Below are 1,512 nucleotides of genomic sequence, written 5' to 3' on the forward strand. Positions count from 1 at the left end.
AGCGCACCGCCTCCACGGTGGGGTAGTCGGCCACGTGCACGTCGGTGGCGGTGAGCAGGCGCGTACCGCTACCGCCGGCCTGCGCCAGCGCACCCAGCGGCACGCCGGCCGCGGCCGCCGCGGTCAGGCCCGCGCCCAGGAATCGTCTACGAGTGATCATGCTGCGCCCTCCCGCGCGTCATTGCCGTCGCCAGCCTAGGCCGCGACCGCCTTGCAGTGAAGTTCGCCGTAGCCGTCGAAGCGGATCGTCGCCTGCTGGCCGATGGCGATGTCGTGGATACCGGTGGCGTTGCCGGTGGCGATCAGCTCGCCGCGGCGCAGCGGCCGGCCACGCCTGGCCGAGCGCGCCAGCGCGAACGCGAACGCCGCACGCAGGCCGCCCGGCAACAGCGTGGCGCCACCGGTGCCCACGCACTGGCCCTCGATCCAGGTCTCGGCGCGCAGCGCGGTCTCGTCCAGCGCGGTCCAGTCCGGCACCTGCGGCCCCAGCAGCAGGCCGTTGTTGTTGCCGAAATCGGAGATCACCACGCGCGGCCCCAGCTGGTTGATGGTGGCCAGCGGGCTGCTCGCCACCTCGACCCCGACGAACAGCGTCGCCGGCACCTGCGCAGCCTGCTGTGGAGTCCAGTGCAACTGGTCGGCCGGCACGTCCGCGTCCAGGCGCAGTACGTACTCGGCCTCGACCGCGCCGAAGCCGCCGTCGAACACCGGGATGTTCGTTGTTCCACCGGTAGCATTCCACAGCGCAGCCGCGAAGATCGGGCCCAGCAGGCGCTCGTCCCCGGAGTGGTCGCGACGCTCGGGGGCGATGTAGCCGACCTTCCAGCCGACCACGCGGTCCGGCCATTGCGCGATCGCCAGGTCCTGCACGCGATAGGCGGTCTCCAGATCGTCGGGGATGACACCGGGGAAATCGGGCAACGCGCGGCCCTGGCGACGGGCCTGGACGAAGCGGGCCGCGATGTCGGCCAACGCGGGCGGTGGCGTCTGCGACGGGCCGGAAGGAAGGCTCAAGGGCATCTCCGCAAGGAATGTGGGGGATCGGAATTGCTGCGCCGCGCATCGACAGCGCGTTGCGCCGTTGTATATGGTAAACCGGTGTCATTGGCAATGTGCGGTGCGGCAAAAGGCCGGGAATCGGGAATCGGGAATCGGGAATCGGGAATCGGGAATCGGCAAAGGCAAAGGCAAAGGCAAAGGCAAAGGCAACAGCAACAGCAACAGCAACAGCAACAGCGATACAGCGCCATGCGTTGGCGCAGGCGGCGCGCACACTTGGGCCATCGTGCCCTCGGCCACGCGCCGCGGGTTTCTTCCATCCACGACGAGATCTCGATGATGTCGGCCCGACTCCTCGCCCCCCGCCTACGTCCCGCCGAACCACTGTCCCCATCCTGCGGCAGGCGCCGGCCCCGCTCCGGCATCGCCCTGCTGGCGGCGCTGTGCCTATCGCTGGGCGCCCTCGGCCCGACGGCAGCGGCCGAGCGGCCGGCCAGCGAGAGCGCCGCCGAG

The 1,512-nt window shown here is 70.5% G+C and carries 1 protein-coding gene and 1 pseudogene; both read right to left on the bottom strand.

The features are described from left to right. A pseudogene (locus D180_RS23445) lies at positions 1–160 on the bottom strand (TRAP transporter substrate-binding protein); the annotation flags it as partial. A gap of 35 nt (positions 161–195) precedes the next feature. Next, the gene (locus D180_RS09110) at positions 196–1,014 is read right to left on the bottom strand and encodes a 2-keto-4-pentenoate hydratase (RefSeq protein WP_232760411.1); all 819 of its coding nucleotides are present in this window, start codon (positions 1,012–1,014) and stop codon (positions 196–198) included. Positions 1,015–1,512 lie beyond the last annotated feature (498 nt).

The organism is Xanthomonas sp. SHU 166 (genome assembly GCF_000364685.1).
GTDB lineage: Bacteria > Pseudomonadota > Gammaproteobacteria > Xanthomonadales > Xanthomonadaceae > Xanthomonas_A > Xanthomonas_A sontii.